Here is a 26,352-nt window from a genome sequence, read left to right as displayed (position 1 = left end):
GAGTTTTTCGATACTGAAAAGTATCAAAATCGCGAATTTTAACGACAAAAATGAAAACCCAACAGGGCGGGTAAAATATTTGTACTACACTAAAAATGCCTACTGGAAAATGCTTATAAACCCCTTTAAAATTGCGCCATTGCTTTGATATAGGCACCAGCACTGGTCGCGAGCGCATGTTTTTCGTAGCCCCCTTCTAACACCGATAAAATCGGCGGATTACCAATTTCAGCCACCAATTTAAGCAATGAATTTGCCCACAAAACATAATCATGATCGACTAACTGAAGATCCGCCAGCGGGTCTTTAAAATGGGCATCAAACCCAGCAGAAATCAAAATTAACTGCGGTCTAAATTCACGGATTTTTGGCCACGCTTGGGTTTGCCAGCGTTGCAAAAACTCGCCCCCTTCCGTTCCGCTGTTCATCGGTATTTTGAAAATATTCGGATACTCACTTTCAGTGCGGGGATAAGGATAAATACCGTGCTGATAACTGGAAATAAACTGCAAACGTGTTTCTTTCTGCGCAAAACTTTCGGTGCCATTGCCGTGATGGACATCAAAGTCTAAAACTGTCACCCTTTCCAAACCATGCTTCTGCAGCGCATAAGCTGCACCAACCGCAACATTATTAAACAGACAAAACCCCATAGCCCGAGTGACTTCCGCATGATGGCCCGGCGGACGAACATTGCAAAAAACACCACTCGCGGATTCCTTCAATAAAGCGTCCACGCCATCCAACACCGCACCTGCCGCATAGCGCGCCGCGGTAATCGAATGCGCCGACAGCGCCGTATCCGAATCGAGTTGCACCACTGATTGACCTTCTTTGGGCTGCATTTGATGCAGAAAATCCCACATTTCCAAGGTGTGCACTCGTAAGATATCTGCTTGAGTTGCCTGCCGTGCTTGACGCATAAGCATAAAATCGAGCAGACCTTGGGCAATCAATTGATCTTCGATTACGCTAATTCTTTGCAAGTTTTCGGGGTGTCCTTGTCCGTTGTCATGTTCTTTGCACAAGGGATGGCTAATATATAGGTACATTTTCTCTCTTTTAGGAAGCGCTCTATGCAACCCCATTATTTAACACAACTCTTTAATCCACGTTCAGTGGCGATTTTTGGTGCCAGTGACCGCCCTGAATCCGTTGGTGGCACAGCGTTTCATAATCTGCTCACTGCCGGTTTTGCAGGGCAAATCTATGCCATTAATCCTAAACACAAGCAAGTACAGGGTCAAGAATGCTACGCCTCTTTAGATGAGGTAAATCAAGCGATTGATTTAGCCATTGTCGCCACGCCAAGCCATACGGCTATCGATATTTTAAAAGCGTGCGGAGCAGCGAATGTGCCGTTTGTGGTGATACTCTCAGCCGGTTTTGAAGACGAAGCCGGTAAACAGTTACAACAAACGCTGGTGAGAACCGCGCAGAAACTCGGCATTCGCATCATGGGGCCAAACTGTCTGGGTTTTATCCGTCCCAAAATTGGCCTGAACGCCACTTTCAGTAAAAACCAGGCAACCCACGGTAAACTTGCGCTGGTTTCCCAAAGCGGCGCACTTTGCACTTCGGTTTTAGATTGGGCGGAAAGCAATCAAATCGGCTTTTCACTGGTCGCATCCACTGGGGATGCCGCAGATTTAGATTTTGGTGAAATTCTTGATTACTTAGCGACCGATGCACAGACCCACAGCATTTTGCTTTATATCGAGGGCATTACCGATGCGCGCCATTTTCTCAGCGGCTTGCGCAAAGCGGCACGCAATAAACCGGTGATTTTGCTCAAATCCGGACGTATGCCGGAGGGCACTAAAGCCGCGATTTCACACACTGGCGCTCTGGCTGGCTCAGATGATATTTTTAATGCCGCAATTGAACGAACTGGTGTGGTGCGCGCTAAAACAATTAGCCAACTTTTTTCAGCCGCAAAAACCCTATCCTACGATTTAAACATCAAGCAAAAACGCTTAGTAATTGTCACTAACGGTGGCGGCCCTGGCGTTTTAGCCACCGACTTGGCTGCCGAACTGGGTCTGCAAATGCCGGAACTGAGTGTCGCAACCTTAGAATCCTTGAATGCCATTTTGCCAGCACATTGGTCGCACAATAACCCGATTGATATTCTTGGTGACGCCACACCGCAACGCTATCGACAAGCGATTGAAATTTGTCTAGAAGACCGCAGTATTGATGCGATTTTAGTGCTGCTTACTCCGCAAGCGATGACTGATCCAACCGCGATAGCCGAAGCGGTAATTGAAATGCAAAAACACCATCAACATAAAAAACCGTTGTTAACCGTTTGGATGGGCGATAAGTTAGTGGGGCCAGCACGCGAGGCGTTTAATAAAGCGCAAATTCCAACTTTCCGTACGCCGGAAGCGGCCGTCGAGGCGATGCACTTTCTTAGCCAATATCACCATAACCAAGCTTTGTTACAACAGGTTCCAGAACCAAACGAAACCGCCAAATGTGACTTACAAGCCGCGCAATTAATCATTCATCACGCCTTACATGAAGGCCGTAACCTACTCAACACCATGGAAACCAAAGCGGTGCTGAAAGCCTTCCATATTCCGGTCACGCCGGCAATCATTGCGCATTCCGCTGCGGAAGCTTTAGTGGCAGCCGAGAACATTGGGTTCCCTGTTGTTTTAAAAGTGTCTTCCGACAAAATCACTCATAAATCCGATAGCGGTGGCGTGGCATTAAATATCCAAAACCCGCACGAACTGCAACACAGTTATGACAGCATGCTCAAACAACTGGCGAAGCACTACCCAGACGATGCAATTCACAGCGTGAGCGTTGAGCCAATGGCAAATCTGCCATTCGCACGCGAACTCATTGTTGGCGTTAGCCGCGATCCCGTGTTTGGGCCGGCGATTGCATTTGGTTCTGGCGGCACTATGGTTGAAATTCTAAAAGACAGTGCGAGCGCTCTGCCGCCACTTAATGAATTTATTGCGCGACGCATGATTACCAGTACCAAGGTCAGTAAAATGCTTGGCGATTATCGCCATTTACCGGCGGTAAAAATGTCGCAACTGGTTGATATTTTAATGAATTTATCAAAAATGGTTAGCGAGTTACCGGAAATCATCGAACTGGATTTAAACCCCGTTTTGGCCAACCACGAACAGGTGTTAGCAGTGGACGCACGCATTCGCATCGAACGGGCCAGCAAGAGTACCGTGCCCTATTCGCATATGGCCATTCACCCCTATCCTTCCAATCTGGAAAAACACCTTAGCAGTCCATCCGGTTTAGAAATCTGTATTCGTCCGATTCGTGCCGAAGATGCCAAATTGGAAACCGAGTTTGTCGCTAGTCTTTCAGAACACACTAAATTCCTACGGTTTATGCAAAGCGTTAAATCGCTCAGTCAAGAAATGTTAGTGCGTTTCACGCAAATTGATTATGACCAAGAGATGGCGTTTATCGCTTACACCGAAGTGGACGACAAACAGATTGAACTGGGCGTGACCCGCTACAGCATTAATCCAGATGGTAAAACAGCGGAATTTGCACTCGTCGTGCGCGATGACTATCAACACCAAGGCATCGGCTCACAACTACTGGAATGTCTGATTGAAGACGCACGCCGTAAAGGCCTTGATAAACTCAATGGTGAAGTTCTAAAACAAAACGCCGGAATGTTAACCCTAGCACAACAGTTTGGCTTTAGCCTCGCGCCCTGTGCGGAAGACAGCGGTTTAATGCTGGTTGAGAAAAAACTGTAACGCTCATTGGCCACCCATTTCGCTGCGGCGTGGCCAATCAACAAAAAGCTTAACACTATTTTACCAACTGCTGCTCAACCAGTTCTTGTACTGCTGGGTAGTTGGTTTTGCCAGTACCAAGCATCGGTACTTGCTCGACTAACAGAACGGTCTTCGGAATCATCAGTTCAGAAACGTTTTCCTTTTTAGCCGCATCAATAACTGATTGACGGCTTAAAGATTGATCATCGGTTACAAGAACTAATTTTTCGCCTTTGCGCTCATCCGCAACGGAGACCACCACATGGTGTCCTTCAGGGTGGCACTTGTTAATATAGGTTTCGACCGCGGTCAGCGATACCATTTCGCCGCCAATTTTTGCGAAGCGTTTGGCACGGCCGCGTATCCATACAAATCCATCGGTATCCACTTCAACAATGTCGCCGGTATCATGCCAGCCCCCTTCCGGTGGCTGCAATACCCCCGGATTATCTGGCTTAAGATAACCGAGCATAATATTTGGCCCTTTGACAAACAGACGGCCGCCCTGTTCAATTCCCTGAACGGGTTCTAAACGGTATTCAACCATCGGCAAAAACTGTCCCACAGAACCATGTCTGAACGCTGTCGGAATGTTCACACTCAGCACTGGTGCTGTTTCGGTTACGCCATAGCCTTCAAAAATCGGCTGGTGATATTTATCGGCATACACTTGACGAGTTTCCGGACGCAACCGTTCCGCACCGGCAACCAAAGCTCGTAAGCTGTAAAAATCATAAGGATGGGCTTTGCGAGCATAGCCAGAAAAGAACGTATCGGTACCGAAAATCAGACGCGCATTTTTTTGATATGCCATTTCCGGAACTTGATGATAATGCATCGGTGATGGATAGAAAAACACCTTGCCACCTTTCAAAATCGGCCATAGCATTCCAGCCGTTAAACCAAAACTGTGGAACGTCGGCAAAGCGTTAAATAGCTGTTCGCCTGGCAATAAATTCAACATCGCAGAAATCTGCTCGATATTGCTAATAATATTCTGATGCGATAACACCACCCCTTTGGGCGCACCTTCCGAGCCGGAAGTGAACAGAACAACGGCCTCCGAATCCGGATTCACGCCTGCGCCGGGTAAAGCACCCGCTGCTGTAAACAGACCGGCCAATTTGGCACCGATACCGATGGTTTCACGCACCTCTTCCAACAAAATAAAACGCACCGAAGAAGACAGTTCACGCACCAGTGGTTGCAGTTCAAACGCATCGATAAAACGCTGAGAAGTGATGATGGTTCGCAGTTCAGCGGTCTCGCAGGCGGAACGAATCGCATGATTACCCGCTGTAAAGTTAATCATCGCCGGCACATAACCATAGGCCTGTAAGGCAAAAAACGATGCTGGCATACCGGCCACATTTGGCAACATCAGCCCAACGCGCTTTTCATCACCCAAAGCGTTATGCAAAGCCCTGCCCAATACTTTTGAGGCAAGTACGATTTTTTTCAAACTTAAGGCTTGGTCGTTAATGTCTTCTACACAGACCGCTTTGGCGCGAAATTTGGCCTTTGCCTGCAACAGCGCGGCATACAGATTTTGTTGCTCAATTGTGCCCAAATAAGCACTTAAACGCATCATACTTGCGACCTGTTCGGTCAATACATGATGACGTTGGTGGCCTTTCATATTCTTAGCAACTTTCAACTGTTGCGCTGGCGCAATACTCAAAGTGATTTTCGGAAACCAGAACGACTTGATAAATGAAAAACGTGTCCCGTCCAAATAAGAAAACTTACTCAAAAGCGCACCATCAATATGCACCGGAAGAATGGCGGCATTACTCTTTGCCGCGACCATACCGGTACCATCGTAAATTTTCATCAAAGCACCCGTGGTGGTGATACGCCCTTCCGGAAAAATCATGCACTGTTTACCAGAACGTAACTCTTCAATCATGTGTTTGGCGGCATAGGGACTGTGCATATCGACCGTAAAATAATCGCCCATTCCTAAAATCCAGCGCTCATGCCATTTTTTAGTATGCCCTTTATCAACCATAAACGTGGTCTTTCCGGGCAAAAACAACTCCAATAAAGGCCCATCAATCAATGAAACATGATTGGCGATAATCAACATCGGTTGCTGAGTTTGGTCAACCGCATGATAATTTTCCAGCCCTTTTACTTCCACTCGATACAATAGTTTAAAAAATAGTTTCGCTAAAAGTTTCACCAACCACTTCATTAATCACACGCCTCTAAACCAGCCATAACTTGTTTTTATTATAAATTTTTATTTCTAAAGCCCAAGATAACCAAAATATTGATTACCGCTAAAGTACTCAATATTGTCGCTAAGGATAAGCCAATGGCAAAGCCAAGCATAATTAAAATTGACGATAGCACCATCAATCCCGAATTGAATAAATTATTAACCGCAATCATCTGACCGCGTTGCGCCGCTGGCGTTTGACTCTGCATCAAGGTATACAACGGCACAATATAAGCGCCACCAAACACCGCCATTAAGAAAAAGCTAAGACTCAACAGCACGCCAGAACTTGACATTAATAACGCCGACAAGCTCATAATGGATGCGTCTTGCGCCGTTACACTGCTTAAATGCAGCACGCTCATCCATACTGCCGTAAATAAACTCAGGCTCATCATCAGCAACAAAAGCGGATGCCAACGTAAATGCACTTTTCCTTGCAAATGCTGTGCAATCGCTGCTGATCCAATCGCAATGCCAATTGAAAACAACGTTAAAAACCAAACAACCACTTGGTCATCCGCAGCTAAATCGTACTTTACCCAAGTCGGAATTTGACTCAAAATCACCGCGCCAAAAAACCAAAACCATGAAATACCCAAAACCGCAAAAAAGGCGGCTTTATGTTGACGAGCCTGCTTTACCATCGGCCAAGCTTTGCCGAAAACACGCAATGGTTCAGCGGCTGTCGGTTTAACGCCAATTGCGCCAAGCGAAAAACTCAGCCCATAACCGAGTAACGCGACCAGTAAAACCGTCGCCGCCATCCAGTAAATGCCGTTTTCCAACATCACCCCGATGCCACCCAAAATCGTACCCAGTAAGATAGCCACAAAAGTCGAACCACTGAACAGCGCATTTCCTTGCACCAGCTGGTTTTCTGGCAAAATTTCCGGTAAGAAAGCGTATTTTATCGGCCCAAAAAACGCCGACTGCACGCCCATCAAAAACAACGAAAACAACAACAGTTCAATCGACTGCTGAATTAAGGCGATCCCTCCAAATAACATAATCCCGACTTCAGCAAGTTTAATTTTACGAATCAACTGACGTTTATCATAGGCATCTGCAATCTGCCCAGCCAAAGGAGAAAACAGCAAAAACGGCAAAATAAATAGCCCCGCCGCTAAGGTGACCAATAAGCCGGTCTGCTCAAGCGACTCGCTGAGTTTAAACGTAATTAAAATCACCAACGCATTTTTAAACAAATTGTCATTAAACGCACCTAAAAACTGCACGCCAAAAAACGCTCGAAATGTTTTTTTAGTTAATACTGGCCACATAACACATTTTTATCTCTTTTAACGGATTGAGTAAAAGCGCCTAATCACAAAGGGTCGCTCAAACGCGCGTGAACTAAATCAACAAACGCACGTACCTTGGCTGACAAATGATGACGGTGCGGGTAGACAATATACACACCTTGTTGCGGCAATTCATAGGCTTGCAAGACCGCTTGTAGTTGACCGGACTGAAGATAAGGCTGTGCAATAAAACTGGGCAAGCGCGCAAAACCAATGCCATCTAGGACCAACTGCAGCTGTAACGGCAGATGATTACACTGCGCCTTGGCGGTAATATCAATATACAAAGGCTTCCCATTTGCCACATATTCCAGCATTAATGGCGCCTGTTGGTAATGATATTTAATCGCGGGCATGGCACGCAGATGTGTTGGATGTTCCACCGCAGAGTGGCTCTGCCAAAATTCAGCGGTTGCGCAAGTAAGCATCTTAAATTCCGTCAATTTGCGACTGATAAGTGACGAATCCTTGTTTTCACCTAAGCGTATCGCAACATCAAAACCCTCGCCGGCTAAATCAACCAGACGACTGCTAAAGTCTATCTGCACATCAACCTGTGGGTATTGCTGTAAATAGGCACTGATAATCGGCTGCAAAAAAAGGTGTCCAAAACTCTGCGGCACGCTAATTTTTAAATGGCCAAATGGATTGCTTTGCAACGAATGAATATTGCTTTCAATTTCACGCGCCGAGCGCACGATTGTCTGTGCTTTAGCAAAATACAACTGCCCCACCTCGGTCAAACTCAAACTGCGGGTTGAGCGCTGTAACAAACGTGCACCAAGACGATCTTCCAATCTGTTCATCTGCTTACTGACAAAAGATGGAGAGACCCCTAAAGTTTGCGCGGCTGCGCTAAAACTGCCCTCTTCAACTACTTGCACAAAAACCTGCATTCCTTCCAACACATCATGCTGCATCGCCAACGCACTCCAATTACCACCCAAATGGAAAAAGTCTTTTTAGTATTTAGCTATTCTATCCGCTTTGGAAAAAACATAAATTAATGACTACCAATTATTCCGTCTAAAAGGCAAGTTTATGCAGTGGCGCAACACGCAGCACAGCTATGGAGTCCTAGCAATTAGCCTACACTGGTTCTTGGCTGTCGCGCTGTTTGGCACGTTTTTACTGGGTAATTGGATGGTTGATTTAACGTATTATGACGATTGGTATCATCGCGCGCCTGAACTCCACAAAGCACTTGGAGTATTGATTTTAGGACTCATGTTATTGCGCTTGATATGGCGCTGGGGCAATCCCAAACCTCTGCCGCTCGGCAAGATTGCTTGGCAAAACCGCATCGCAGAAAGCGTTCATCACCTCTTTTACTGGCTAGTTTTAGGGATTGGGTTTAGCGGTTATTTAATTTCTACCGCCGAAGGTCAAGGCATTGATGTCTTTGGACTTTTTACCGTGCCTGCGCTTGACTGGCACTTTGAACTGCAAGCCGATCGTGCCGGATTGATCCATCAAATTTTAGCTTGGAGCTTCATCACCCTTGCACTGCTGCATCTTAGCGCAGCCCTAAAACACCATTTTATTCATCGCGATCGCACCCTTACACGAATTTTAAAACCTTAAAAGGAGCAGATTATGCGCCCATTCAAGACAGTCAAATTACTAAATACTCTTTCCCTCAGCATCGGTTTATTGTTTGGCGCCCAAACAGTCCAAGCGGCCAGCTACCAAATCGACAGCAAAGGTATGCACGCCGCGGTGCAGTTCAAAATCCAGCACTTAGGGTATAGCTGGCTCAACGGCCGCTTTGATCAATTCAGCGGTCATTTTACCTATGACTCAGCTCAGCCCAACGCCAGTAGCGTAATGGTCGAAATCGACACGCGCAGCATTAATTCTAACCACGCCGAACGCGACAAACATCTGCGCAGCGCCGACTTTTTAAATGTGAGCAAATACCCAAACGCCAAATTTGTCAGCACCTCCATCGTGGAGAGTGCTTCGGGGATTAAAGTGAACGGGAATTTAACATTGAACGGCGTGACGAAAAAAATGACGATTGATGCTGAAAAAATCGGCGAGGGCAAAGACCCTTGGGGCGGCTATCGCGCAGGCTTCAGCGGTACAACCCAGTTTAAACTCGCCGATTTCGGCATTACCTACGATTTAGGTCCCGCCTCAACCGAGGTATTTATGACACTTGATATTGAAGGCATTCGTCAGTAATTGACGCAGACTGAGACGAGGCTAACTTGCCGATAGATGGATTTCACGTGAAACATTGCTAACATCAGGAAACTTTTGCCGGCAGGTTCAGCGGCGAGCGCAACCATTAAGAAACAGTTCAACCGCCTGTTGTAGGGCGATTTCCATCGCTGCTTCATCTGGCATTTGACCAAACAATGCAGGATAGAAAAACGGCCCTTTAATCATGTCGAGAAACTGCGCCGCGGCCAGATAGCAATCATTCATTTGAATCCGTCCGTGCGCTTGTAAATCTTGCAGATAGTCACCCAAAATGGTGATCGCTGTCTTAGGGCCAAGTGTATAAAACAGCTCCTGAATTTCACCCTGTTCCAGATTGTTTTCACTGGAAACTAAACGGTGAATGGCTAAACCATCTGGCGACAAAGCAACATTTTGCACCGCGCGGCCAAATTCAAGCAGATTGTTTTTCATATCTGCCTGCCAGAAATCTGTGTGCGAAAACGGTGAAAAAAGCTGATTGGCCTTGTTTTGCATTACCGCTTCAAAAAGCCCCAATTTATTGCCGAAATGACGATACAAAGTATTCAACGACCCCCCCGCCTCTCGCACGATTTCATTGACGTTCGCACCGGCGTAACCATTGGCAAAAAAATGTTTTTGCGCCACCTCAAGCAATTTTTGCTGACGCGCCAAACCACGTTTATTGGTGGTCACTGCACGCGGCGGCTGCAGGGAGTCCGTCAGTGTACTTTTCTGATCAACTTTGCTCATTCAATCACCTTAACAGACAGTGCCCACGACACCGATAAACAAAAAATATTATCAACCCGCGCATTATACTGCAAAGCGCTCTGGCAGCAGGTTGCTCGGTTTGGTGAAACATTACAGACAATCATAATCGATTAATCTAAAAGAGTAGTGACAACTACACTTTTTTAACTACAATAGAAACTTTTAAAAGAAACAACCTCTGTGGATGGGCTTTAACAATGAAAAACGCAAATCGACCTTTTCTTCACCTTCTTCTGTGCACATTTCTCCTATCCGCGGTCTATACGCCAACCGCTTTTGCCGCCGAAGACGAGCAGGCGCAACACAAGCAACCCGCCATGCCGGTACAGGTAGACGTCGTGCAAGCGCAGAATTTCCCTTACCAGACCCGCTATCCGGCACAATTGGCAGCAAGCAAGAGCGTACAGGTGCATGCCCGTGTCAGCGGAATTATCGAGAAGCAATTTTACCAAGAAGGGCAAACGGTTAAAGCCGGCGACAAACTGTATCAAATCGACGACCGTCGTTATGTGGCCGCGGTGGAGCAAGCCAAAGCACGCTTGAAAAGCAGCGAAATTCAAGTCAATCAGAACAAAATCAACTACGAGCGTATCAATCGCCTACATAAACAGGGTTCGGTCAGTGTCCAGGATGTCGATGACGCTTTCACCGCATGGCAAACTTCGCAAGCCGACCGCGATGCCGCCAAAGCACAATTGCTCGCCGCGCAAATCGACTTGGACGACACGCTTATTAAAGCGGAAATCGGCGGCATTATCGGTGAACGCCAAATGGATGTCGGCGACCTAGTCAGCCCGGAAGCCGGAATTACCTTACTCAACACCATCACCAATACCGATCCGCTGTATGCCAATTTTGCCATTGCCGATAGCGAGCGCCAAACCCTCTATACTCAAGCGGATGCCGGACTGGTGAACATCTTCCCGCAACCGAGGGTTGCCTTACTGAACGCGCAAGGTGAAGTCAGCGCAGCCGGAAAAATCGAGTTTATCGACGCGCAATTAGATGCCCAAACAGCCAGCCAGATGATTCGCGCTTCTTTCAACAACGATAAACAGCGTTTGCTACCCGGACAATATGTGCGTCTGCAAGTCACCCTCGGCGAGTGGCGCGAGATGCTCAGCGTGCCGGAAGCGGCGATTATGCAAGTTGGCGCACAAGCTTTTGTGTATGTCGCAGAAAACGGCACCGCACAGATGAAACCGGTGCAGCTGGCCGCACAGTTTGACAAACGATGGTTAGTCAAAAGCGGACTTAAGGCCGGAGACCAAGTCATTGTCGGCAATCTGATCAAACTGCGTCCGCAAACCCCGGTTAGCGTGCTACCACCGGCCAATGATGTGCAACCGGCAGGAGGCAAATAATGCTCACCAAAACCTTTATCGACCGTCCCGTTCTGGCCAGCGTTTTTTCGCTGATTGTGATCATCGCCGGTTATCTGGCGATGAAGACGCTACCGATTGCCGAATACCCTGAAATCGTGCCGCCACAAGTTCAAGTGGTCGCAACCTATCCGGGAGCCAGCGCGGAAACCATTTCCGAAACCGTGGCCGCGCCTTTGGAACAGGCCATTAACGGCATCGACAATATGCTGTACATCAACTCGGTCACCTCGTCGGCCGGTGTGCTTAACCTGACCGTCACCTTCAAAATCGGCACCGATATCGACCAAGCGAATATCAACGTCAATAATAAAGTGCAAAGTGCCTTGAGCCGTCTGCCGGTTGAAGTGCAAGCTCTGGGGGTGCAGGTCAATAAACGCTCGCCCAGTATTTTGAAGGTCATCGCCCTCTACTCCGGCGACTCCAGTCTGGACACGGTGTTCATCGCCAACTACGGTCTAATTAACGTGGTGGACGAGCTGTCGCGGATTCCCGGCGTAGGCGAGGTACGCCAGTTTGGCGCCAAAGACTACTCGATGCGCGTCTGGCTTGACCCGAATAAACTACAGAAATTTGCCTTAACTCCGGCGGATGTCGCCAGCGCGATTCGTCAACAAAACTCGCAGTTTGCCGCCGGTCGTTTCGGTGCCGAACCGGATGCAGCCCATGCCTTTACTTACACCGTCACAACCAGCGGTCGTCTGAGCCAACCGCAAGAGTTCGAGAACATCATCCTGCGCACCGAAAGCAACGGCGCACTGTTGCGCTTAAAAGATGTGGCGCGTGTTGAACTGGGCGCGCAAGCCTATAACTTCAACGCCACCTTCGACGGTAAGCCGACCGTACCGATGGGGGTGTTTTTACAACCCAACGCCAATGCACTTGAAGCTTCAGCTTTGATTGACGCCAAACTGGCGGAACTCGCCAAACAATTTCCTCAAGGCCTCAATTACGCGGTACCCTACGACACCAGCGAGTTTGTGCAAATCTCTATCGACAAGGTGATTTATACCTTGGCCGAAGCCCTGATTCTGGTGGTGCTGGTGGTATTCCTCTTCTTGCAAAACTGGCGTGCAACCTTGATTCCTGTACTGGCGATTCCGGTGTCGATTATCGGAACTTTTGTGGGCATGTATCTGCTGGGCTTCTCGATTAACCAGTTGACCCTATTCGGTATGATTCTCGCCATCGGTATCGTGGTTGACGATGCCATTATCGTGGTCGAAAACGTCGAGCGAATCATGCGCTCCGACCATCTCAAAGCGCGCGATGCCACCATTAAAGCGATGCAGGAAATCACCGGCCCGATTATCGCCATCGTCTTGGTATTGGGCGCGGTCTTTATTCCGGTCGCTTTCGTCGGCGGTCTGACCGGCGAGATGTACAAGCAATTCGCCATCACCATCGTCATATCGGTCACAATCTCCGGTATCGTTGCCTTAACCCTGACACCGGCTTTGTGCGCCACCATGTTAAAAGAAGGTCATCTCGAACCGAATATTCTATTCCGCGGCTTCAACCGCGGTTTTGAGGGGATTACTCGCGGCTTCTCTTTCGGTGTGCGTCAAGTGATGCGTTACAGCGCCGTCAGCATTTTGCTGTTCGGCGGCCTGCTGTATATCACCTACGACACGCTATCGGGTATTCCCAAAAGCTTAGTGCCGCAAGAAGATAAAGGCACGCTGTTTGTGCTGAGTTATCTGCCGCCGGCCGCGGCGCTCAACCGCACCGAAGAGGCTCGCGACCAAGTCAGTCAAACGCTGCTCAACCACCCCGGCGTCGAGCACAGCATCAACTTTGCCGGCTTTGATTTGCAGACCTTTACTAACCGGACCGATTCCGCCGTCGGCTTTGTCAAACTGAAACACTGGGACGAACGCCAAAGCCCAGATTTACAGTCGCAAGCGATTGTCGGCCAACTGTTCGGACAACTCAATGCCATTCCCGATGCGTTCAGCATTCCGATCGGTATGCCGACCATTATGGGCATGAGCATGACCGGCGGTTTTGAAGCCTATTTGCAAAACCGTACCGGCTCCGGCTCGGAGGAACTGGCAAAAATTTCCGACGAGTTAATCGCCAAGGCGAGCGCACGTCCCGAATTAGCCTCGGTTCGCACCACCTTTTCGACCAAAATTCCGCAGTACGAAGCGATGGTTGATCGTGAAAAAGCGCAGCTATTGAACGTTTCCGCACAAGAGATTTTTGCCGCCATGCAAGCCACTTTCGGCAGCTTGTACGTCAACGATTTCAGTCTCTATGGCAGAACCTTTAAGGTGAACCTGCAAGCCGAAGCCGATTTCCGCCAAACACCGGACGACTTGCAACAGGTTTTTGTGCGTTCACGCAGCGGTGAAATGATTCCATTAAGCGCCTTGGTCGAGTTCAAACGCACCACCGGCGCGGACGTCGTTGACCGTTTCAACCTCTTCCCCGCTGCGAAAATGATGGGCGAACCCGCCCCGGGTTACAGTTCGGGACAAGCGTTGGCGGCCTTTGAAGAAGTCGCTAACCAAGTTCTACCGGACGGTTATTCTCTCGGCTGGGTCGGCGAAGCTTATCAGCAGAAACAAGCCGCCAATTCCGGCAACCAAGCTTTCCTTTTTGGTCTGCTATTTGTTTTCTTAATTTTGGCGGCTCTGTATGAACGTTGGTCAATTCCGATTGCGGTGCTCACCGCCGTTCCCTTTGCTGTGCTCGGTGCCTCCATCGCGGTGATTTTAAGCGGCTTAAGTAACGACATTTACTTTGAACTGGGGCTTTTGGCGCTGATTGGTCTGTCGGCAAAAAACGCGATTTTGATTGTCGAGGTGGCCATTCAGGAACACCGCGCAGGCATGCCGTTGGATGAAGCGGCGCAACTCGCTGCAAAACGCCGTTTCCGTCCCATCGTGATGACCTCACTGGCCTTTACCATCGCTGCCGTACCGCTGATGCTCAGCACCGGAGCCGGTGCCGCCGCGCGTGAATCGGTCGGCACCGGTTTGGTCGGCGGAATGATTGCCGCAACGGCGCTCGCGCCGCTGTTTGTGCCGATGTTCTTTAAACTGATTGCGCGCTTTAGCGAACGAAAACAAGCTTCACCTAAAGAAAGCTAAATGGCTCAACCACTCTCTCAATCAGCCGACTCATGTCGGCTGTTCTGAGGCAGATTTAAGACACCGTCTTCCCTTAAGCACATCGTTCTCATCACATCAAACGCCTTTTGGAATATCATTCAAGACAACCTACCGAATTGGTAAAGGCTTGTCTGCTCAATTAAAGAAAGCAATAGGGTTTTACCTTTCGACACGAATCGCTCGGATTTTACGGCAAATAAACGTAAAAATACTCCCCAAAATAAGATAAGCAGCAAACAGAAAAAAGGTTTTCTCATCATTTGCTTCAACCCCTTTGGTAATCAGCCAATCAAACATCAAAATACTAGTTAAGGTCGCAAACAGATATTTAAACGATGTTAAAGCCTCAATCGGTGTATTCAGCGGCGCGAAAATAATTTCGACCAACACGCCAACCAGTATCGACAGCACCACTGAAATCATGTAATTGCCGATATCTTGAATTTCGTGAACACTTAGAATGGAATAAGCAAAAGCGCAGCTTAACACCAAGCTAACGAAAGAAAATTTGGAGACAGTAAAAAATGAATGTTGCATACATCACCAAAAAATAAGTATTAGTGCTTACATAATACATCCTTTACCCCATAAATTATAAGTATTTTTACCCTGTTTTTTGGGTTACAGCTTTACACCATTGAACGCTCACAAATTCGGTATACAGAAAACGTACCAACCAAGAAGACGCAAGACAAGTCGCGATTAACTAAAGTGAGAGAGTGCAAAGTGCAAATTCTTAGCTTGTCTCAACACTCATCGCAATCGCTATGGATGAGAGGCTTAACAATGAAATTGCCTTTCTAAGCCTCCGATTGAGGCTTTGAAGAAATGAAAGGGGGATTTGCGCGAAAAATAAATGGCAAACACCAAGAATAATTTTTTCTTGTCTGAAATCACCTGAACTTATTCTGTGTGTCGTTAGTTCAAGTAATAACGGTCTTTGCCATGTTTTTTGGCGTTATACATTGCTTGGTCAGCCTGCTCGATAATTTCATCTGCATCACATAAGGCATCTGGAAACATTTTAATACCGACACTGCAGGAGATTTTTACCGTAACGTATTCAACCAGATAAGGCGTTCTCAGATGGTTTAGTAAGGTTTCAGCAACTTTGGCCGCACGCAACTCCGCCAAACTACGATCGGAAGTATCTAACCAGGTCAGTAAAATAACAAACTCATCACCACCAATGCGGAACAGCAAATCTTCTTTACGTACCGATTGGTGTAAACGATGCGAAATTAATTTGAGCAATTCATCGCCAACGCCGTGACCATGTGTGTCGTTGACTGGTTTAAAGTTATCGATATCCATAAACAATACCGCGCCAAAACCGTTCTGCAGTTTGTTATTACTAATCGCTGAATTGAGATGCTGAATCAAACTGCGGCGGTTATAAACTCCTGTTAATGGGTCTTCTAACGCCATTGTTTTCATCAAAGCTTCTTGATTTTTCTGCTGAGTTATCTCGCGAAACGTTCCTTCCACCCCAACAATTTGGCCTTTTTCGTAATAAAATTGACTATTCGTAGCCACCCAAATTTCGGAATTATCAGCATCAACAAGGCGTAATTCATAGTCTTTAATTTCACCGTTGTTCGCATTTAAAGCTTCCAGAAAATCAGCACGATGGTAACCAACTGCATAATATTTTTGAATATTTGTATCGATGACCTGATCGGCCGTGAGTTGCAAAACTTTTTCCACCGATGGCGAGATATAGAGAATGTTTCCTTGCATATCTGTTCGGTAATAGACTTCTTGTAAATTCTCAACAATACTTTGAAAATGACAGCGAGAAGCTTCTAAAGAGTGTTGCGTTTCTTGACGCAAACGAATCTCTTGATACAGTCGACGATTCGTTTGCCAAAACCAAACAGCCAAGACAATCACAAATACAAGTCCAGCAATGGTTAACGTCATTGCTTTTAAAAAAGTGGACTTGGCTATTTTTGGATTAGGATCATAAATAAATTCATCAACCGAGCGCGGCGCTTGCACAAAACCCAGCTCTTGCAAATGCAAAGACATGCGTTCAAAACGTCCAGGATTAATATTACCAAGCGGCACATTACTTGCCTGAATCAGTTTTTGCAGTACATTCGCTTCATTTTCTAACTGAACTCGCGTTTTATCGATATCTTTCATCTGTAAAAGACGCTCAATCATCTCGTCCTGGTGAGCTAGTGCATAAGCCCATCCTTTTAATGAGGCATCAAGAAATGCCTTGGCTCGCTTTGGATGCTCTTGTATTTCTTTCTCACTCGTAAACAGAATGTCGCTGTACATATCCACGCCGTAATCGACAGGATTAATCACAAAAGGCTCAACCCCTTTTTCAAGCAGATAAAACGGTTCATTACTCAAATAAGCGTTAAATACATCCACTTTGCCTTCAAGCAAATCATCAATACGATAGCTACTTGGCATGATAGTAATCGCTTTGGGATTGACACCTTCATGGGCGAGCAACGCAAAGAACTCTAAGTCGTTGACGCCACCCAAAATCATAACGCGTTTACCGACCAAATCTTGTGGTGTACGTATGCCGCTGTCTTTGCGAGTCAAGAATACCGATGGGGAATGTTGCATAACCACAGCCATCGCAATTAATGGTTTGTTTTGCAGATAATTTAATAACACTTCGCTGTTGCCGACGCCATAGTTCACCCGGCCAGCCAAAACTTCACGGTGCGGTTGGCGGGTCGGAGAACCCGGAACAATGGTGACATCCAGCCCTGCTTCTTGATAATAGCCTTGCCACAGAGCGGCGTAATAGCCTATAAATTGAAACTGCGGCGTCCATCTCAACTGAAGTGTGACAGGTTGCGAATCGGGCATCACTTGCAAGTCGTTTTGCGCGACCACAATTTGAACGGGCAAAAACAGCAATGCCAACGAAAGAAAGATATTTAGGAATCGGCGCATCGGATAAAAATCCCAACCATTTAATAATGCTGATAAAGTGCTTAACATCATAGTAAAAATTCATATAGACAATAGTCACTATAGTTTTTTATCAGGCAATGGTAAAGAATTTATTTATATATAAATATCCATAAAACCATAAAATAATGCCGAATATCTAGGAAGACACCGAACAAGTCCTCCAATCAATCACATAGGTTGTATCTTTTGAATTAACGGCACCCTTTACCATTTTTTTGATACCACTTCACGACCCGTCAGTTTTGTGACGTCTTAAACATCACTATAGAGCAGCAATAATTTTATCGGCGACACGGAATGCATTGGCATAAATCGTCCATGTATAGGTAACACTGCCGCCGGTCGGCATAAAGCTACCGTCGGTGACATACAAATTTTCGCAATCATGCGCGCGGCAATCTTTATCTAACACCGAAGTTTCAATCTGCTCGCCAAAACGGCAGCCGCCAGCCATTAAATTTGATGGCGGAGAACCACTGACTGACCAAGAAATATTTTTCGCTCCCATCTGCTGTAAAACACTTTCCGCCTTTGCGCTTAAATAACGGCCTACTTTTAAATCATGCTCATGGTAACCGAGACGAATTTTTGCAACGGGTTGTTGCCAGCGGTCTTTAACCGTTTTATCCAAACTAACAAAACAATTATCGGTCGGCAACCAATCATTAAACACCTCAAAATTCAGGGTTTGCTGCGCACTAATCGCCGATTTAATTTTTTGCTGAAGTTGCTCGCCCCAAATTAATTTTCCATTTTCATCCCATTTTTGAGACTTGGCTTTCGAAAGAACATTCGGGTGGCGTAACAAAAAATCAATGGTGCCGCCTTTTGCAGGTTTATCGGCAAACTCCAAATCATCAATAAAATACCAGTCCTGCAAATTACGATTAACAAATGGGCCACGGGTTTGTAATAAGCGCGCGCTTTCCGCACTCATCATTTCGTAAGGCAGATCGCCACTGCCTGCTCCGCCCGCGGAGAACAGTAAATTCTTACCGACCTGCCCATGATTGTTCGCCAAACCTTGAGGGTGTTTTTCACCAACCGAATTCAATAATAAACGACTACTTTCCACCGCCTGACAGGCAACCACAAAGATTTTCGCAGTCACCTGTTTCTGTTGGTCTTCAAGATCGAAATACTCTGCCGCGACCACCTTGCCGCTGCCATCTGAAATCAGTTTACTGACTTGGCTATCGGCCCAAATTTGGCATTTTCCGGTCGCCACAGCCCTATCGAGTAAAGCCGCACGTGAACTGCCTTTCGCACCGGACGCACAACCATAACTACCGCAAAAACCGGAATACTCGCAGCTACGTCGTCCGTTATCCGGTTTGGAAAGAATCGCACGCGGGGTTTTCAAAGCCTGATAACCGAGTTCTTTGCAAGCATTATCAATACGATTGACAATCGGATGTTCGGCAGTGGGCGCTTGATAAAATTGCTCAGTAGAACGCGGTTCAGAAAATTTATGCGCTTGCACTTCACCGGAAACACCGACTTCTTCCTCGACCATGGTGTAGTAAGGCTCTAATTCGGCATAGCTGATTGGCCAATCGACCACATTTGCACCGGCAATCTCTCCAAACTCAGATTTCAAACGAAAATCTTGCGGCTTAAGCCGATAAAAATAACCGCTCATCAGATTCGAGGAGCCGCCGACCATATTGCCATTCCAAAAACTCCAACCCGATTCGGAAGTGGCTTCTCCAAGCCATTTGTCCGCATAAAGTTGCTCCAAAACGTGCTGCTCGTCTTTTAAATTCGGGGTAAAAATAGAGTGCCGACAACACGCCATCTCATCTTTTTTAAAGTGTTCTTCTTTGAGCCAAGGGCCTTTTTCCAAAACCAAAACATCGAAACCGGCCTGAGCCAAACGTAAAGCGACCGGTCCACCGCCGGCACCACTGCCAATCACACAAACATCAAAATCAGGATTTTGTACCGCCATAAACTACCCCTTCGTGGTTTGTGTTATGCGTTGTTGATAATCACGTTGACGGCGCTGGTAGCCGAGTTCGAAGTAACGTTCTGGCGCTTGCGGTAATGGATAACCGGGCGTCTGCCCCATTGCTTTCCAACCGATACCGTTCGGATTTCCACCGTACACCGGATCGCTTAATAATGCCTCAATCAGATTATCCACCAACATCGCCAACCAATTTTCACCTGCTTGGCTTTGCGCAATGCGCTGCAATAACATGGCTTTGTGGCTGGCGGGCAATTCGACAAAAACCGCATTATGCTGACTGCGTGCAAAATCATTCAACCAACCAACGCCTTTTTGCAAAAATACATAATCTTCTTGATTCGCCAAAGGACGCTGCATTTTCTGTTGCAAATACTCTAAGGCATTCAGTTGTTCAGCACTCACCCAATTGACAGAATCAGCAAACAATTGCTTTTGTACCGCATCAACACTTAACCAAGGCTCTTCTAAACCGATGCGCTGAGTTGCTTGGCTTTGCACCGCGTAACCACTTATTGGTAAGGTCGCCAACAACGCTAAAAAACCGCGGCGACTTATCGCCAAGGTTCCCACATGCTGATCGCTGAGAGCGGTTTCTCGAGCCTGTGCAAAAGGGGAAATTTCCATAAAACCGCTCCAATAAGCTGCTGAAATAAACTTGAACAATACGACTACGCTAAGTAACCGAAAATGGATGAGTAGAAAGCCTGTTTTGGGGCTGCTTTAAAAGCCTAAATAAACCAGTATTCAGTATAATGCAGCCACTAAACGATGTTCGCAATCTCAAATAAATCTTCACGAGTTTCAATAATGAGAAATCTATCAACCGAAAATGGGATTCTCTCTTACGGGATGATTGCCCTTACCCTGTTTTTCGCTTTTTACGCCAATCTTTGGGGCGTGCCGCTGTTTGATTTAGACGAAGGCGCTTTCTCGGAAGCCACGCGCGAAATGCTCGCAAGCGGTAACTTTGCCGCTACTTATCTGGATGGCGTGCCACGTTTCGACAAACCAATTTTTAGCTACTGGATGCAAGCCTTATCGGTCAGCACTTTTGGGATTAATGAATTTGCTTTCCGTTTGCCATCGGCAGTCGCTGCTACGCTATGGGTATTGGCAACATATCAGTTCGCTAAACAACAATGGAACCCAACTACCGGCATCTACGCCGCCCTATTTATGGCAACCACGCTTTGGGTGGCTGGCATCGGCCGCGCAGCCATTGCCGATGCTTGGCTAAACTTATTTATCGCTCTGACCTTATTCGATATGTGGCGCTATCGGCAAAATCCAAACCAAACTTTATTGCTCCGTGTCTATTTTTGGATGGCGCTCGGACTTCTAACTAAAGGGCCGGTGGCAATTGCCATTCCATTCTTAAGCAGCGCCATCTTCTTTATCTGGGGCGGCCAATGGCGATTGTGGTTAAGCGCAATTTTTAATCCACTCGGTTGGCTCGTACTGGCACTGACCGTTTCACCTTGGCTGTATTTGGTATATCAGGACCAAGGAATCGACTTCTTCAAAGGCTTTATACTAGATCATAACCTGCAGCGATTCAGTGATACGCGCGAAGGACATGGCGGCAATTATTTTTACTATTTTCTTGTGTTACCGCTGATTATTATGCCCTTTAGCGGTCTTCTTTTTTCCGCGATTCGACACGCTAAAAGCCTACTCAAAGATGACCTGAACCGCTATCTGCTTATCTGGTTTGCCGTTGTCTTTGCGCTGGTTTCCTACTCGCAAACCCAGCTACCGCATTATGTCATGTATGGCGTTACTGGGTTAATCCTCGTGTTTGCCGCTAACCGTGAAAAACTGGCGGTGGCAAGATGGCACTTATGGTTAGCTTTTGCCTTTTTAATCCTTTTAGCGGCACTGCCTTGGATTATCGCGATTGCAGTAGAAAATACCCACCGCGCTTACGAAAAAGCGCTTTTAGCACAATACCAAACTGTTTTTAGTTGGGATTACTATGTCGCCGCCGGCGCATTGTTGATTGTTGCTGTAGGTGTTATTTTGCAAAAAAATTGGCCGGTCGCTAATCGCCTAATTGTGATCGGCCTAGCACAAACAATTTTTGTTTTCCATTTTGTGATTGAAGTTGCTGCGGATTTGCAGCAGCAACCAGTCAAAAATGCGGCTGCTTACGCCACCCAACACAGTGATAAAAAAGTGGTGACGTTCGGCATTAAAATGCCAAGTTTCAGCGTCTATCGCCAGAAAATCACTCCGCGCGATAGGCCGCAAGCGGGTAACTTAGTGTTTACCCGAATTGATCAACTAGAACACTTACAACAAACTTATCCGCAATTTAACAGCCAAGTTGTCTTTCAAGAAGGTGGTATTTTGCTGGTAGAAATGCAAGTGCATTAAAAAATAATCATAATAAAAAATATAAAATCTATGCTTTTTTAGACAAAAACAGACCGTTTAAGAGTTTGTAAAAGCTCTCGCAATTTCCGAAAAAGAGTTATTGCAGAGCATTTTTCGATGGGTTTCGCTTACTTTGGATCGCGAAACAGAGGTTGCCCCATTCATCCACTAGGGTTCCCCCTTACCAAGAGAGAAGCTATGTCTAAACAAAATTCAATCGTGTGCAAGGCCTCTGAGAGGATTGCACCGCATCCACTTTTCTGGGTGCTGATTGTGCTACTTGCGTTGCGCTTACTGCAACTTATTAATGGCGATTTAGCGCTTTTTTACGATGAAGCCTACTACCATTTTTGGGCACAAAATCCTGACTGGGGTTACTATTCTAAACCTCCGATGGTCGCTTGGATCATTATCGCCACCACTCAATTTTTTGGCCATACCCCTGAATGGGCCGTTAAAATCGGCGCCGCTTTGCTGTACTTTGCCACCGCCTTGGTGATTTACGATTTAGGTCGCCGTTTGTTTGATAACTGCACAGGCTGGTATGCCGCTCTGATTTTTTATAGCTCACCTTTAGTCAGTTTTAATAGCCTGTTTATCACCACTGACGCACCATTACTACTCTTTTGGGCAATCACTCTTTGGCTTGCGTTCATAGCGCTGCAAAGCCAAAAATTAGGCTGGTGGATTCTGCTTGGTATCGCTGGCGGTTTCGGGCTTTTATCGAAATACACAATGGGCGCATTAGCAGTCGCAATCTTGCTGTTTTTACTGTCCTCTAAAACCCATCGTCAGCAACTTTGGCAACCCGGTATTTGGATTGCCGCCAGCACCGCAGCACTGGTCTTTTTACCCAATATTCTGTGGAATTATCAGCATGATTTTATTAGCCTGCAACATACATCGGAAATATCCCATCTCGATCGCGGCTTATTCAATCCCGATAAACTACTGGAATTTATCGCCGGACAATTTTTCGTTTTCGGGCCAATCGCTTTTTGGCTATTCCTGCGCGTTTTAATGAAAAAACCAGAAAGCGCAAACCATCGTTTGTTGATGTTTGCCGCCTTCGCCATTTTAGGGGTCATCAGTTTGCAAGCACTCTTAGCTCGTGCACACGTCAACTGGGCTGCCGCAACTTATGTCAGCGGCAGTCTATTGGTTGCCTATGTTGTCGTGCACCACGGCCTTAAACATGTATTTAAATGGTTGCTTGGCATAAACATTCTCTTGATGACACTCTTTTACTTTTATCAACCAATACTGAGTGCCGTAGGCGTTGAAGCCAGCAAAAAAAACGATCCTTATCATCGAGTAACGGGTTGGCGGGAAGTGACTGAAAAACTGACCACTCTCGTACCGCAACCGGAAAAATTTGTCTGGGTGAGTGAGTCGCGTAAATTACTCTCTTATGCTCACTACTACCTTAGTGACTTCGAGACCACCAACGGCTTAGAGGTGCGCAGTTTTAATCCAGACGAACATATCAGTGATCAATATGAGCTTTTGTGGAATTTGGCTAATTCAACCAAAAACGCGTTTATTTTCATTGCTGAAAAGCCAAAAGATTTACGTGGCTGTTTTGGCTCGATTGAAGATTTAGGAAAAGTTTCACATCAAACCTATGCGACGCTTGAGAGAAGCATATATGTCTATCGACTGCATGATTTTCAAGGGTATGAAAACTGTTATCAGCGCGAATTAAATCCACGCTAGAACGATAAAAACCGTATTTTTCGTTGTTGAAAATACGGTTTTTTTAGAGCGGCAGCACATTAAGAAAATGCAGAACAAGTCTCTGATTACTTAGGCTGCAATTCCACTGTGTCTAAGCAGTGCGTCAATCTGTGGTTCACGCCCACGGAACTGTTTAAACAGCAACATTGGATCAATCGAACCACCTGCCGCCAAAATCGTATTGCGGAATTTCGCGCCGGTGTCGGCATTCAAAATCCCCTGTTCTTCAAACAAACTAAACGCATCCGCTGAAAGCACTTCCGCCCACTTATAGCTGAAATATCCTGCAGCATAACCGCCTGCAAAAATATGACTAAAGCTATGCATAAAACGGTTATATTCCGGCGGCATAATCACCGCAACTTCCGCACGAATGCGCTGACTCAAAGCACTTAAAGCCTCAACCTCATCGGGCTGATAAAACGCATGCAATTCAAAATCGGCCAACGCAAATTCTATCTGACGCAACATCGTCATCGCAGATTGAAAACCTCGACTGGCTTGCAAAGCACTAAACAACGCTTGCGGTAGTTTTTCATCGGTTTCAATATGCCCAGAAAGCAGATCCAAACTCTCGCGTTCCCAACAGAAGTTTTCCATAAATTGCGATGGCAACTCAACCGCATCCCAAGGCACACCGCTGATACCAGAAATATCCAAATGAATCATTTTAGTCAGCAGATGATGGATACCATGGCCAAATTCATGAAACAGCGTTGTCAGTTCATCATGGGTTAAACACGCCGGTTTATCCCCTACCGGAGGGGTGAAATTGCATACTAGATACGCGACAGGGGTTTGCAATTTGCCTGAGGAAGTTTGCCAACGGGTAATTGCCGAGTCCATCCAAGCGCCACCGCGTTTGTTTTCACGTGCATACAGATCTAAATAAAAATGACCAACCACACTTTGCTTATCGTCCAGCAACTCAAAAAAACGCACATCAGAATGCCAAGTTGGCACGCCTTGTTTTTCGCGCAACGAAATGCCGAACAACTTGTGAATAATCGTAAATAAGCCACTCAACGCTTTCTCGACTGGAAAATAAGGTCGTAAGTTTTCTTGTGATAGCGATAAAGTCGCATTCTTGAATTTCTCAGAAACATACGTAATATCCCAAGGCTCCAATTTTTCCATACCCAAATGCTCGGCAGCAAACTGCTGCAAAGCGGCTAATTCACGCTCTGCCTGTGGCTTGGATTTTTTTGCTAAATCCCGTAAAAAACCCAAAACCTGCTCGGTGTTTTCTGCCATTTTGGTCTCCAAGGACAGCTCCGCATAATTGGCAAACCCTAACAACTGCGCTTTTTTATGACGCAGTGCACGGATTTCTTCAATAATTGAACTGTTATCAAATTCGGTTTTGTCCGCTTGGTCAGAAGCACGAGTGCTAAAAGCGCGATAAACTTGCGCACGCAATTCGCGATTATCCGCATGAGTCATTACTGCCAAATAGGATGGAAAATCCAAGGTCACACACCAAGTACCTTCTGGCTGCTCTTTTTGCTGTGCCAACTGCGCCAATAGACCCATTGCCGACTCCGGTAAACCAGCCAAGTCTTTTTCATCCGTAATAGTTTTTGACCAGCTCTGCGTCGCTTTTAATACGTTATTGCCAAACTGACTACTTAACTGTGACAACTTTTCGGAATATTCTTTAAACTTTTTCTGCTCAGCAGGTGGCAAAGCGATGCCACTTAAACGAAAGTTTCGTAGCGCATTAATAATCACTTTCTGTTGCGCCAAAGAGTAGCTTTGATATTCATCACTCTGAGCCAATTGATTAAACTTTTCATAGAGCCCGGCATTTTGACCAACCTCAGTGCTGTAGGCGGTTACTTTCGGAATACATTGGCTATAAGCCTCATGCCACTCATCAGAGTTTTTGACCGCATCAAGATGCCCCATCGGCCCCCAAACACGCTCAAAGGTGTTATCAATTTGCTCCATTGGTTCAATAAAGTTTTGCCAAGTCGGTGCTGCAGGCTCTGCCACTAAACGCTCAATTTGCGCACGACTCTGCGCCAATAATTGCTCCATTGCTGGCGCAATGTGCTCGACTTCATACTGGTCAAATTTGGGAAAACCATCTAGTTCGAAAAAAGGATTACTCATTAATTTATCTCTCAAAGATTAAGGCCCGAACCGAATCGCGCAACTGAAGTGGTAGTTTTATTATTGTATTTATCTTTTAAATCTGTATGAATATAGCTATGGTCGTAAAACCGATTTTCAAGCACGATTGTTTCGTTCTGATGTCAACACGACCTCGTCTGAATCTTCAGTTTGCGCGGTTTGATGAAACTCCAGCAGCCGATAAATCAAACGCTCGCAACAACCTGCCCCCTGACAAGCATACGTCTTGGCACTGACTTTTTCAAAAGTATCCGCACCATTCTCAATCGCTCGCATCACCTCCTCTTTTGGGACGTCATAACAAACGCATAAATTCCGTTTTGGATTTTTCTGCCACTCTTCGTGCCAACGATTTCTAATGTCTTTTTCCAAGATAACCACAGCAAATTTAAAAACCAAAAGCCATTTTATCGGCTACC

Annotated in this window: 18 protein-coding genes; 7 read left to right on the top strand and 11 right to left on the bottom strand. The window is 46.3% G+C overall.

The features are described from left to right. Positions 1–125: 125 nt before the first annotated feature. Positions 126–1,052, bottom strand: coding sequence for a histone deacetylase family protein (locus HRR27_RS00460; RefSeq protein WP_173269244.1), 927 nt, complete (start codon positions 1,050–1,052; stop codon positions 126–128). Between the two features lie 24 nt (positions 1,053–1,076). Here HRR27_RS00460 and HRR27_RS00455 point away from each other — a divergent pair, with 24 nt between their 5' ends. Continuing rightward, on the top strand, positions 1,077–3,752 hold the full coding sequence (locus tag HRR27_RS00455; protein ID WP_173269242.1) for a bifunctional acetate--CoA ligase family protein/GNAT family N-acetyltransferase: 2,676 nt from the start codon (positions 1,077–1,079) through the stop codon (positions 3,750–3,752). A gap of 55 nt (positions 3,753–3,807) precedes the next feature. Here the strand turns inward: HRR27_RS00455 and HRR27_RS00450 are convergent, their stop codons facing one another. The 3 genes from HRR27_RS00450 to HRR27_RS00440 are packed head-to-tail and all read right to left on the bottom strand — an operon-like array spanning position 3,808 to position 8,248. Then, positions 3,808–5,970 (bottom strand): AMP-binding protein, encoded by a 2,163-nt coding sequence (locus HRR27_RS00450; RefSeq protein WP_173269240.1) that lies wholly within the window; start codon positions 5,968–5,970, stop codon positions 3,808–3,810. A gap of 38 nt (positions 5,971–6,008) precedes the next feature. Further along, a complete protein-coding gene (locus HRR27_RS00445; protein WP_173269237.1) occupies positions 6,009–7,280 on the bottom strand; it encodes an MFS transporter in 1,272 nt (423 codons plus the stop codon). A 44-nt stretch (positions 7,281–7,324) separates the two neighbouring features. Next, a complete protein-coding gene (locus tag HRR27_RS00440) occupies positions 7,325–8,248 on the bottom strand; it encodes a LysR family transcriptional regulator (protein ID WP_173269235.1) in 924 nt (307 codons plus the stop codon). A gap of 94 nt (positions 8,249–8,342) precedes the next feature. Between HRR27_RS00440 and HRR27_RS00435 the strand changes: the two genes are divergently transcribed. Then, positions 8,343–8,885 carry a cytochrome b gene (locus tag HRR27_RS00435; protein WP_173269233.1) on the top strand — a complete coding sequence of 181 codons (543 nt, stop codon included), beginning with the start codon at positions 8,343–8,345 and terminating at the stop codon, positions 8,883–8,885. Positions 8,886–8,897: 12 nt separating this feature from the next. Next, positions 8,898–9,488: a YceI family protein gene (locus HRR27_RS00430; RefSeq protein ID WP_173269231.1), complete on the top strand. Its 591-nt coding sequence runs from the start codon at positions 8,898–8,900 to the stop codon at positions 9,486–9,488. An 87-nt stretch (positions 9,489–9,575) separates the two neighbouring features. Here the strand turns inward: HRR27_RS00430 and HRR27_RS00425 are convergent, their stop codons facing one another. Continuing rightward, entirely contained in the window at positions 9,576–10,241 is a 666-nt protein-coding gene (locus HRR27_RS00425) for a TetR/AcrR family transcriptional regulator (protein WP_173269229.1), read from the bottom strand. Positions 10,242–10,459: 218 nt separating this feature from the next. On the opposite strand from HRR27_RS00425, the gene HRR27_RS00420 reads away from it, so the two are divergent. Beyond that, a complete protein-coding gene (locus HRR27_RS00420; protein WP_173269227.1) occupies positions 10,460–11,626 on the top strand; it encodes an efflux RND transporter periplasmic adaptor subunit in 1,167 nt (388 codons plus the stop codon). Then, positions 11,626–14,742, top strand: coding sequence for an efflux RND transporter permease subunit (locus HRR27_RS00415; protein WP_173269225.1), 3,117 nt, complete (start codon positions 11,626–11,628; stop codon positions 14,740–14,742). The genes HRR27_RS00420 and HRR27_RS00415 overlap by 1 nt, the downstream gene beginning before the upstream one ends. Positions 14,743–14,922: 180 nt before the next feature. Here HRR27_RS00415 and HRR27_RS00410 read toward each other — a convergent pair whose 3' ends face one another. From HRR27_RS00410 to HRR27_RS00395, 4 genes are all read right to left on the bottom strand, one after another. Next, positions 14,923–15,300 (bottom strand): hypothetical protein, encoded by a 378-nt coding sequence (locus HRR27_RS00410; protein WP_173269223.1) that lies wholly within the window; start codon positions 15,298–15,300, stop codon positions 14,923–14,925. A 381-nt stretch (positions 15,301–15,681) separates the two neighbouring features. After that, the gene (locus HRR27_RS00405; protein WP_173269220.1) at positions 15,682–17,742 is read right to left on the bottom strand and encodes an ABC transporter substrate-binding protein; all 2,061 of its coding nucleotides are present in this window, start codon (positions 17,740–17,742) and stop codon (positions 15,682–15,684) included. Between the two features lie 232 nt (positions 17,743–17,974). Continuing rightward, the gene (locus HRR27_RS00400; RefSeq protein ID WP_173269218.1) at positions 17,975–19,663 is read right to left on the bottom strand and encodes a GMC family oxidoreductase; all 1,689 of its coding nucleotides are present in this window, start codon (positions 19,661–19,663) and stop codon (positions 17,975–17,977) included. Between the two features lie 3 nt (positions 19,664–19,666). After that, entirely contained in the window at positions 19,667–20,308 is a 642-nt protein-coding gene (locus HRR27_RS00395) for a gluconate 2-dehydrogenase subunit 3 family protein (RefSeq protein ID WP_173269216.1), read from the bottom strand. A 183-nt stretch (positions 20,309–20,491) separates the two neighbouring features. On the opposite strand from HRR27_RS00395, the gene HRR27_RS00390 reads away from it, so the two are divergent. Both HRR27_RS00390 and HRR27_RS00385 read left to right on the top strand, forming a co-directional pair. Continuing rightward, a complete protein-coding gene (locus HRR27_RS00390; RefSeq protein ID WP_173269214.1) occupies positions 20,492–22,060 on the top strand; it encodes an ArnT family glycosyltransferase in 1,569 nt (522 codons plus the stop codon). 198 nt (positions 22,061–22,258) lie between these two features. Continuing rightward, on the top strand, positions 22,259–23,776 hold the full coding sequence (locus HRR27_RS00385) for an ArnT family glycosyltransferase (RefSeq protein WP_173269212.1): 1,518 nt from the start codon (positions 22,259–22,261) through the stop codon (positions 23,774–23,776). A 90-nt stretch (positions 23,777–23,866) separates the two neighbouring features. On the opposite strand, the gene HRR27_RS00380 is transcribed toward HRR27_RS00385, so the two are convergent. Continuing rightward, positions 23,867–25,912, bottom strand: a complete 2,046-nt coding sequence (locus HRR27_RS00380) for a M3 family metallopeptidase (RefSeq protein ID WP_173269210.1) — start codon at positions 25,910–25,912, stop codon at positions 23,867–23,869. Positions 25,913–26,029: 117 nt separating this feature from the next. After that, entirely contained in the window at positions 26,030–26,314 is a 285-nt protein-coding gene (locus HRR27_RS12900; RefSeq protein ID WP_279585869.1) for a (2Fe-2S)-binding protein, read from the bottom strand. Positions 26,315–26,352: the final 38 nt, after the last annotated feature.

The sequence above is a fragment of the Thiosulfatimonas sediminis genome, assembly GCF_011398355.1.
GTDB lineage: Bacteria > Pseudomonadota > Gammaproteobacteria > Thiomicrospirales > Thiomicrospiraceae > Thiomicrorhabdus > Thiomicrorhabdus sediminis_A.
This window is presented reverse-complemented; position numbering and strand designations above follow the sequence as displayed.

Bases quoted from the DNA above. Each gene is read 5' to 3' on its own strand.
- HRR27_RS00430 (WP_173269231.1), top strand. From the start codon at position 8,898: ATGCGCCCATTCAAGACAGTCAAATTACTAAATACTCTTTCCCTCAGC.
- HRR27_RS00420 (WP_173269227.1), top strand. From the start codon at position 10,460: ATGAAAAACGCAAATCGACCTTTTCTTCACCTTCTTCTGTGCACATTT.
- HRR27_RS00380 (WP_173269210.1), bottom strand. From the start codon at position 25,912: ATGAGTAATCCTTTTTTCGAACTAGATGGTTTTCCCAAATTTGACCAG.
- HRR27_RS00455 (WP_173269242.1), top strand. From the start codon at position 1,077: ATGCAACCCCATTATTTAACACAACTCTTTAATCCACGTTCAGTGGCG.
- HRR27_RS00435 (WP_173269233.1), top strand. From the start codon at position 8,343: ATGCAGTGGCGCAACACGCAGCACAGCTATGGAGTCCTAGCAATTAGC.
- HRR27_RS00460 (WP_173269244.1), bottom strand. From the start codon at position 1,052: ATGTACCTATATATTAGCCATCCCTTGTGCAAAGAACATGACAACGGA.
- HRR27_RS00395 (WP_173269216.1), bottom strand. From the start codon at position 20,308: ATGGAAATTTCCCCTTTTGCACAGGCTCGAGAAACCGCTCTCAGCGAT.
- HRR27_RS00415 (WP_173269225.1), top strand. From the start codon at position 11,626: ATGCTCACCAAAACCTTTATCGACCGTCCCGTTCTGGCCAGCGTTTTT.
- HRR27_RS00390 (WP_173269214.1), top strand. From the start codon at position 20,492: ATGAGAAATCTATCAACCGAAAATGGGATTCTCTCTTACGGGATGATT.
- HRR27_RS00400 (WP_173269218.1), bottom strand. From the start codon at position 19,663: ATGGCGGTACAAAATCCTGATTTTGATGTTTGTGTGATTGGCAGTGGT.
- HRR27_RS00445 (WP_173269237.1), bottom strand. From the start codon at position 7,280: ATGTGGCCAGTATTAACTAAAAAAACATTTCGAGCGTTTTTTGGCGTG.
- HRR27_RS00405 (WP_173269220.1), bottom strand. From the start codon at position 17,742: ATGATGTTAAGCACTTTATCAGCATTATTAAATGGTTGGGATTTTTAT.
- HRR27_RS00410 (WP_173269223.1), bottom strand. From the start codon at position 15,300: ATGCAACATTCATTTTTTACTGTCTCCAAATTTTCTTTCGTTAGCTTG.
- HRR27_RS00450 (WP_173269240.1), bottom strand. From the start codon at position 5,970: ATGAAGTGGTTGGTGAAACTTTTAGCGAAACTATTTTTTAAACTATTG.
- HRR27_RS00425 (WP_173269229.1), bottom strand. From the start codon at position 10,241: ATGAGCAAAGTTGATCAGAAAAGTACACTGACGGACTCCCTGCAGCCG.
- HRR27_RS00385 (WP_173269212.1), top strand. From the start codon at position 22,259: ATGTCTAAACAAAATTCAATCGTGTGCAAGGCCTCTGAGAGGATTGCA.